The organism is Colwellia sp. BRX9-1, from assembly GCF_014077195.1.
In the GTDB taxonomy this organism is placed as follows: Bacteria; Pseudomonadota; Gammaproteobacteria; order Enterobacterales; family Alteromonadaceae; genus Colwellia_A.
This window is the reverse complement of record NZ_JACGVM010000031.1, coordinates 20,463-28,672: the sequence shown is the minus strand read 5'-3', so window position 1 is coordinate 28,672 and position 8,210 is coordinate 20,463. Positions and strand designations below refer to the sequence as shown.

Genomic DNA, 8,210 nt, shown 5'->3' with positions numbered 1-8,210 from the left:
CGACAAGCCAATAAAGAAGATAAATGCACGGGGCACTTTTGGGAAGGACGCTTTAAATCACAAGCCCTGCTCGATGAAGGGGCATTACTTGCTTGTATGGCTTATGTAGATTTAAATCCAGTGCGGGCGGGCATTGCCCCAACACCTGAGCAATCGAATTTTACCAGTATTCAACTGCGTATCAAAGCAGCCATTATCGGAGAGCAACCGACAACGTTATTACCATTTACGGGCCATGAACATCAAGAGAAAACCTCAGGTATCCGCTTTAGCTTGAAGGACTATTTAACCCTTGTAGATGAAACAGGTCGCGTAATAAGAGCAGACAAACGAGGCGCTATCGATAACAAAACCGTAAATATACTGTCAAGACTTCACATCAGCGATGAAAGTTGGCTCAAACTCACCACAAACTTTGAAGGTATATTCACTGGCGCAGTCGGCACCGCAGAGCATTTGTGTGAATTTACTGAGCACGTGGGGTTAAAGCGCGCACACGGTAAAGCAAATGCCCAAGCTTGTTTGAATAGCGCGTAAACATAACTACATTCAAAGGCAGCACTAAGACAGCAAGAAAAATACGGCTACCTTGGGGGAGAAGTAAAGCTTGCCTGAAATTCACTCATTTAATCAACATCTATAAAAATCGATATACAAAGGCTTATAAGATGAAGTACATGCATTGTTGTTGGCCAATGGATAGCAGTGTTTCAGAGCATTATTATTGCGTAGCATTATTATGGGTGGCATAGTAATTTTTTGCATCGCTATTTTGTCGCACTTCACAGTTGATATTATGTGTCACACATTTACTCAATAGCCTTTGACATAAACATACTATATGGATCTTCTTGATAGTTACCAAAAGGGGCACATGGTTGAAAACCAAATTGTTGATAAAGTTTTTGTGCTGGAATAAACGCATCCATAGTACCCGTTTCCAAACTTAATCTTTTATACGAACGAAGAGTCGCTTGTTCAACGATATGCTCTAATATCTTACGAGCAATACCTTTACGTAAAAACTTGGTCGATGTGCGCATAGACTTTATCTCGCAATGATCTTTATCAAGTTCTTTTATAGCGCCAATACCAGCTAAATCTTGATTAACCCATAAACTCCAGAACGTTACATCGGGGTGTTCAAGTGCACGCAAATCTAGCGCGTGAACACTTTCTGGAGGTGAGTGAGCTAGCATATCTTCATGATGTTCTTGTAACAAAGAAATTACAGCTTCATGTCTTAATTCGCCAAGCTTAATATCCATATTGCACCTTTGTTTACCTGTATACCTAACGCCCATTCAGAAGCTAAAATAAGCGAGGCACGAGCAATGGCCAGCTTTTTTAGTCCTTTGGAATACCTTGTTATTTGCTAATTGCGAAGAAAATGAACACTATATCTGTAGTAACTTGGGATATGACTATGTTCAATATCAACAACTTTATAGCTATTATATTCTGGATTTTCTGCAATAAACGCCATAGCTTTTTCATATAAAGCAGAATCAGTTCCTTCTTGAAAGTTTACATCTGTAGCCCATTGGGGAGGTGGGCCTCCGTAGTAAATTTTTAAAGTATAAATATCGTTAGTCTTAGCTATAGCCTCGAAGGTTGCTCCATAGGTTGATGTTGTAACGCAAGATGTTGTATTTAGTAAAAGGATTAAAACAACACAAAACTTGATCAATAATTTCATTAACACTCCTATGCTCTAAGGCAAATAACGCCCAATTTACAGGCAAAACTAGTTGGCTAAAATAAATGAACGAAGTGAACAAAAAGCCAACTGTTTTTTGTCCTTGTTTAATTTCTTATTATGTTTCTAATTTAAACGAAGAGTAAGTTTTGCAACCCTACGACCTAAGTGCTTTGCCGTTGCAAGATCAACTTCATGTGCGACACTATTAGTCGTTTGGGAAACGACTCCTAATTGGCAACCTAATCGATTTAAAGTGGAACTATCTGTTCCATATGAAGCATCAATATTCACCCACAACATACCATGCTGACTTGCTAAAGTGGCCATGTATTGCAAAGTACTTGATTGGTCACCATTTAGGCCTGTTCCAGAGGTGAATCCAGCAGAGACTTTATCAGCCCACTCTTGGCTCTGCCAATGTTCACTTGAAGCATCCGCAAAAGCCTTGAATTGAGCTGATACACTTCCCATATATGTTGGGCTTCCAAAGATAATCGCATCGCATAATTTTAGCGCTTTGAATAACTCTTCGTTTTCAAATTTTCCTTCAAGGATTTCGCGCCCTTCAATTTTATGTTCAAGCACAGTTATTCCATGTTCTTGTTTAGCACCTAAAGCTATTGCTCTAGCAAGTTGTCCTGTGACATCACTCTTAGAAAAATAGACTATCGCTATGCGGGACATCGATTTCAAACTCCTTTATTCGATTATGCACAATCAAAACTAACACCTCGTTAAGAGGCAAAACACCGTTGATTAAAATAAGCGACAAAGGAGTAAATAGCCAACTGTTATTTGTCCTGCTTTAATGGCTTGCTAGAGGTAAACGTCCCCGGAAAAAAAGCATTAGCGACTGATTTGAATAACACTACCCACAACGCCAACAAGCCAAACCAATATAATTTTACCCCCTCTGTTTTTAACTCTCGTACTTTGGGTTCCATAAATACATATGGAAGTAGAATGTTATTTTTTGATTTTATTTGATGGATTAATCCATCTTCATGCCAAATAGAAACATTAGATCCAACCTTTAAACTTCGTGCTAAGTTTTTACACTTACCCTCACCTATACCAACTGCTGAAAAAGTATCTTGGTATGAGCCAATATTAAGATCGAAGTATGAATATACTTTATCCGTTTCATCATCTATCACTTCTTCTTTATGACATTCAACAAAGTCAATTTTTGTTGAATATTCATGTATGTTCGTTAAATCAGTAACTATATATTTAGGTAATACAAAGGCGAGTACAGCTAAATTGATTAAGATAAAACCCAAAATAAACAGCTTACGCTTTTTTCCATTTCCCTCAGCAGAGAAATCAATGATAAATTCATTTTCATCATCGTCCTCGTCTTCCTGATCTTCAATTTCTTGGGCTTTTTTTTCAAACTCTCCACTTTCTTTTCTTCGTTGAATTTCTTCACATAACTGCTTATATCGCTCAGGAAATTTATCCTTATCGATATTTTGGTTAACATCAAATAATTCATCCAATGTGTAATTTGAATAGTTGATTGACAAGATATTTCCTTTTACCTCTAACGCCCCATTAAGAGGCAAATAATACTTGGCTAAAGTAAGCGACGATGGAGCAAATAGCTAGCTGTTATTTGCCCTGTTTGAATGGCTTATATGCCTTTTGTCTATTTAGTGATCAGAACTAGAGCTACTTCCCTTGTTCTGTTGATTTAAAATCTGGGATGTTTTTTCTTTTTCCCATTCTTCACCAAAGGGTTGAAATACCTGGAAAGCGAGGCCAGCAATAAGCGCACCAAAAGATAAGAATACAACAATCAATGGACCTAAATTTTCTCCGTCATTGTAGTTAGGCAACATAAATAGGAGAAAGACTGCAATTAAAAGTGCAGAGAATGTATAAAAATATTTTATAGATTTAACCTTCTCTTTTGCTTTATTGTGCTGAGAATGATCTTTAACCATATTCGCATCCCCTTCTGTTTGGAGATTTTTTTCATTATTTATAGCACATATAAGCTCATCAGTTGAGATTTCAAAAACCGCAGCCAAAGACTTTAAGGTTTCAGTTCCAATGCTTTCTCCTTTTTCTACTCTTTGAATGGTGCGAACATTTAAATCGCTTAGTTGCGCCAATTGTTCTTGAGACCAGCGTTTTTCGAGTCTTAATGATTTCATAGGTAACTCCATTTATTGTTGAATGCGGATGCACTATACACCAAGGGCATACTGTCGGTAATGACAAACAGACGACAAATAGCCGACAGACATAAATTTACCCTTACCAACGCCTCATTAAGCCGAAAATTATAGTTGGCTAAAATGTGTGAAGCACGAACAACAGCCAGCTGTTATTTGTCTTGCTTAAGTGGCCTGTTATGTAACGATTACAAACCCCAGATCTGATTTAACGATGCTAAAATAAAAAAACAACAGAATAATGAAATAGAGCCGAGTATAAGTGACGTAAATATAATGACAAAATGGTTCCAAGACTTAGTTGAAGCTAAGAAAAGGAATGGACCAACTAGCCAAATAGAAGAAGATAAAAACAATGCAGAACCTATTTGACTTACTTCGTCGGTTTCACTCCATACACTTGCACCAATAACTAATAAAATACATAACAAAGCGAACCAAGAATACAAAACAAACTTGGCTGATTTAATATTGGTTTTACTCACACTAAATATCCAATATAAAATTAATATCGGTGCATTAAAAATTAATAGATCGATATATGCCATACTTCCTTAGTTACCTAACGCCCCACTAAGAGGCTTTTAATTGTTGGCTAAAATAGTCAGGCACAAAAAACAGCCAGCTGTTATTTATCTGTTTGAACACATTGTTATGTGAAATATATCTCGGTGCTATTCCTCTAAAATAACTTCGAAACCACCGTAGATTAAACGTTTACCATCAAAGGGCATTGGATTTTGATCTGGGTGCATTCTAGGATCTGCCATAATAGCGTCCCAACCAGCATCACGAACTTCCTTTGTCGGGCATACAACAGATGAAAAAACTACAATTTCATCTTTGCCACACTTTACAGCCATTTGGAAGGATGTAATATCACCATCAGGAACGTTATCTCCCCAACTTTCAGTAATTTTAAGTGCTCCGTGATCTTTGAATACGACCGCAGACAATTTCGCATGTTCAATGTACTTTTCTTTATTTACTGTTGGTAGTGCGGCAACAAAACCATCGGCATAAGACATATATTATTCCTTTTATACTCTACAGGTTTAAGTTCACATAACGCCCTATTAAGGGGGAAATTGTAGTTGGCTAAAGTATAAAGCGAAACTAGCCAACTGTTTATTCTCAATTAAAATTTATATTGTACAATTGCCATATATTGCTTTTGCCTATGTTCCGCTGCTCGACTTTCCCATAAAGTTCTATTTTCATTGTTCGAAGTTGAGTTGATAAATTCAGCGCCTACATTCCAATTTTTATCCAGTTGATATCGCCATGCCAACGTAAGGCTATCACCATCGCTGTCATTAGGGTCTTGTCTGTTCTGATCAGTTTCTTTTACTTTGAATTGGTCATGGCGTAGTGAAAATCTATGTGATCCTAATTTATAATTAAACATCACATACCATGAAGAAATATCAGTAAACACTCCTGTTTCTTGACTGCCCATACCGGTATCACCAGATAAATACTGAGCTAACAGCCTAAAGTTACTTGTAAATTTATGTTGCATGGCAACGGAATAATATTGGGTTTTCCAAGCATATTGACGATTTTTTTCAATGGCATTTGGATCACCTCTATTATCGTAGTAATAAACTCTCACGTCAGTTTGTTTTAGATAACGCCAATGCCCTCCAACGTAATATCCCCATTTACTATCTGTTTCAATAAAAGGCTCAACAAAATTAGGCGTATTAATAGGGATGTCTTGCTGGGAAAAGTAATCAGAAAAGACAACGGCTTCATTATAAAAAGTTTGCCTATTATGCTGTGCCCAACCACGCCAAACAAGCAAGCTGCCTAAGCCATCATTCGCTTTAAATATAGAGGCTAATGCGGTAAAACTATGAGGGCTATTATGCTTTCTTCCACTTCGAGTGATTGACCACTGAGCACCTAAGGTTCTTTGCTCTTCAGCAATCCAAGAATTGATCGCTGAAAAACTATAAGTATAAGGACTTGTCCATCCGGTTGCTGTATTTTCCAGTGACATTTGAGGATAAAACATGCCGAATTTAACTTGATGTTTTAAGCCTGGATTTAATGGCGAATAAGTAAAGTAAGCTTCTGTTAAACCGATGTTTTTTTCACCATCAGGATTGTAATTGGCGACAAGATCAAAATTAACATTAGAAATTAAGTCACCACTTATTTCTATCGCCGCTTGTGTTAGCATCAGTTTATCGTCGTCGTTATACCGTAATATACCCACGCCTTCTTCCTGCCAGCTATTTAACCAAGGCTGATGATAATCGGCTTTAATATATCCTGCTTCAATCCCCCCTTTAACCGTTATTTGTGCAGCATTAACTGCAGAACTCAATAGAATAAAGGTGGCTAATAGTGTTTTATTTGTTGTGCTAAGCATTATTTTCCTCATAATTGAGTAACCAAGGTAAAAGCTCATCGCCATGAAACGCCTTATTAATAAAGTAACCTTGTGCTGTTTCAACACCAATCTTATTCAACATCTCAAGACTTTATTTATTTTCAACGCCTTCAGCCACAACACTTAATCCTAAGTTGTGCGCTAAATCAGTGATCGATTTAATAATAATACTATCTTCATTACTTGTAATAAGTTCAAGCACAATAATTTATAGATATTGTACTTATCTTTACAAACGTAAAAAGCGATATCAGAAAATTGCATTAGGCCATCAGCTTTAATAGAGTCTTCTGGATATACTGCTATTCCCATACTGGCCGAGACATCTAATTGTATATTATTTATTTCAAAAAACGGCTCGAAAATCTTGACTACTGGTGCGACTAAATCATCAATAAAAATATAAATCGTACTAAAATACGATTTTGTAATGATTTCAAATTAATAGTCATCTAATTCATCATCATCTTCATAAGCTGCATATCTAGGCTTCATCGCCTCTTTTACATTAATGGTGATATTCGTATGACTAGAAACCGTTATTTTTTGAGTAAAAGATTGATCAGCCTCTTGGAGTAATGGATGCCATATTTTCAGTGTGTATTTTCCATCTGGGAGTGCTAAATTAATATTACCCTCACCATCAGTTTTGCCAAACCAAGGGGTATCAACAACATAAACATAACCAACCATCCAGTCATGTATGTTGCAGCCTAGGATCACTTCTCCAACTTTATCAAACAAACGAGGGTCTAATTTCTTCTCACGGTATAGTTGTATTTCAAAAGTTTTCGCTGGTGAAAAGGAATAAACATGATGTTTTATTCTGTCTGAATTGGGAAAATCAATGTTAGTATTTTTATTAACGACTAGAATGTGGGGGGAAAATTGTCGATTAACTTGATCCATAATAGCAGTATAAGGAACCGACAAAGTACTCTCTGCCACGGTAGGTTTTATTTCTGGCTCAGCGAAAACGACTATATTAGACAATGGCTTTTTATCGACATCAATCACTAGAATGTTTGTATTGCTTGCTTGACTGGCAAAGGAACTAAGAATCATTAAAACAGAAATTATTTTGTAATTAAAAACTCTTACCATAATGTAACTTTCCACGCTTATTATTAAATATCACTATGTTATAAAATTAACACAGTTCACTGATTTATTCCTATTTTTTACCAAAACAATTGGCCATTCAGACCAAAAAATTAAGCATATTAGACTGAATACTAAAGAATATTATTCTAATTTAAAAATGTTATTCACTTAACAATACTTGAAGAGAAAATAATTGCGCTCAAGCCCTTAATCATTTTTTCCTTTTAGATCTTTAAAAAGGCGCTAACCACTATTTTTATTCGTAGTAGCAAATCATTTCTTTTCTCCACATAGCTTTTAACAGAAAGCTTCGCCTTTAGAGTCTCAACCAAAAGACAAAATCCAATTATCTTTAATAACTTAACAAAATAAAAAAATCATAATGTAATAAAAAAATTAATAGCTACACTTAGATAAACTGATGAAATTAATAAGTGACGCTTTGAGGAATAAATTAATGATGAGATATAAAGCAGCGGGCATCGCCTCAATAATATTACTATTAATAACACAATCGTACTCACCCAAGGTCATGGCCTATAATATGGCTCAAAACATTTGTGAGTATGTCGCGGCTGACGATAAGAGGAGATTCCGCTCTTTATTAAAAGCACAACGTATAAAAATACGCTCTATTTTTGATGAAATAACCTGTAACGGTAAAAATATATTATTTTTTGCTGCAGCAAGCAACGCTAATGATGTCGGTGAAATGATTATTAAAAAATTGCCGAGAAAAGTATTAGGTGAATTAGTTGATGAATTAATAATTGCCTCGCCAACCTTAGGCACTATAGCTAAAGAAAGAGCCGGTTAAGTG

At 36.1% G+C, this 8,210-nt stretch carries 10 protein-coding genes and 1 pseudogene; 2 read left to right on the top strand and 9 right to left on the bottom strand.

Features of this window, described 5'->3' with window-relative positions:
* Positions 1–537 (top strand): annotated as a pseudogene (locus H4J76_RS18695) (transposase); the annotation flags it as partial.
* Positions 538–809: 272 nt separating this feature from the next.
* On the opposite strand, the gene H4J76_RS18690 reads toward H4J76_RS18695, so the two are convergent.
* From H4J76_RS18690 to H4J76_RS18645, 9 genes are all read right to left on the bottom strand, one after another.
* Positions 810–1,268, bottom strand: a complete 459-nt coding sequence (locus H4J76_RS18690; protein ID WP_182218697.1) for a GNAT family N-acetyltransferase — start codon at positions 1,266–1,268, stop codon at positions 810–812.
* Between the two features lie 107 nt (positions 1,269–1,375).
* On the bottom strand, positions 1,376–1,699 hold the full coding sequence (locus tag H4J76_RS18685; RefSeq protein WP_182218699.1) for a hypothetical protein: 324 nt from the start codon (positions 1,697–1,699) through the stop codon (positions 1,376–1,378).
* 126 nt (positions 1,700–1,825) lie between these two features.
* Positions 1,826–2,386 carry a flavodoxin family protein gene (locus tag H4J76_RS18680; RefSeq protein WP_182218701.1) on the bottom strand — a complete coding sequence of 187 codons (561 nt, stop codon included), beginning with the start codon at positions 2,384–2,386 and terminating at the stop codon, positions 1,826–1,828.
* Positions 2,387–2,493: 107 nt separating this feature from the next.
* Positions 2,494–3,231: a hypothetical protein gene (locus H4J76_RS18675; RefSeq protein WP_259377166.1), complete on the bottom strand. Its 738-nt coding sequence runs from the start codon at positions 3,229–3,231 to the stop codon at positions 2,494–2,496.
* Positions 3,232–3,357: 126 nt separating this feature from the next.
* Positions 3,358–3,864: a helix-turn-helix domain-containing protein gene (locus H4J76_RS18670; protein ID WP_259377165.1), complete on the bottom strand. Its 507-nt coding sequence runs from the start codon at positions 3,862–3,864 to the stop codon at positions 3,358–3,360.
* A 209-nt stretch (positions 3,865–4,073) separates the two neighbouring features.
* Positions 4,074–4,433, bottom strand: coding sequence for a hypothetical protein (locus H4J76_RS18665; RefSeq protein ID WP_182222835.1), 360 nt, complete (start codon positions 4,431–4,433; stop codon positions 4,074–4,076).
* A 126-nt stretch (positions 4,434–4,559) separates the two neighbouring features.
* Positions 4,560–4,913, bottom strand: a complete 354-nt coding sequence (locus tag H4J76_RS18660) for a DUF1428 domain-containing protein (RefSeq protein ID WP_182231077.1) — start codon at positions 4,911–4,913, stop codon at positions 4,560–4,562.
* Between the two features lie 110 nt (positions 4,914–5,023).
* Positions 5,024–6,265: a hypothetical protein gene (locus H4J76_RS18655; protein WP_182231076.1), complete on the bottom strand. Its 1,242-nt coding sequence runs from the start codon at positions 6,263–6,265 to the stop codon at positions 5,024–5,026.
* Between the two features lie 462 nt (positions 6,266–6,727).
* A complete protein-coding gene (locus tag H4J76_RS18645) occupies positions 6,728–7,351 on the bottom strand; it encodes a methylamine utilization protein (protein WP_182231075.1) in 624 nt (207 codons plus the stop codon).
* Between the two features lie 496 nt (positions 7,352–7,847).
* On the opposite strand from H4J76_RS18645, the gene H4J76_RS18640 reads away from it, so the two are divergent.
* Complete coding sequence (locus tag H4J76_RS18640) at positions 7,848–8,207, top strand: DUF3718 domain-containing protein (RefSeq protein ID WP_182231074.1); 360 nt, start codon at positions 7,848–7,850, stop codon at positions 8,205–8,207.
* Positions 8,208–8,210: the final 3 nt, after the last annotated feature.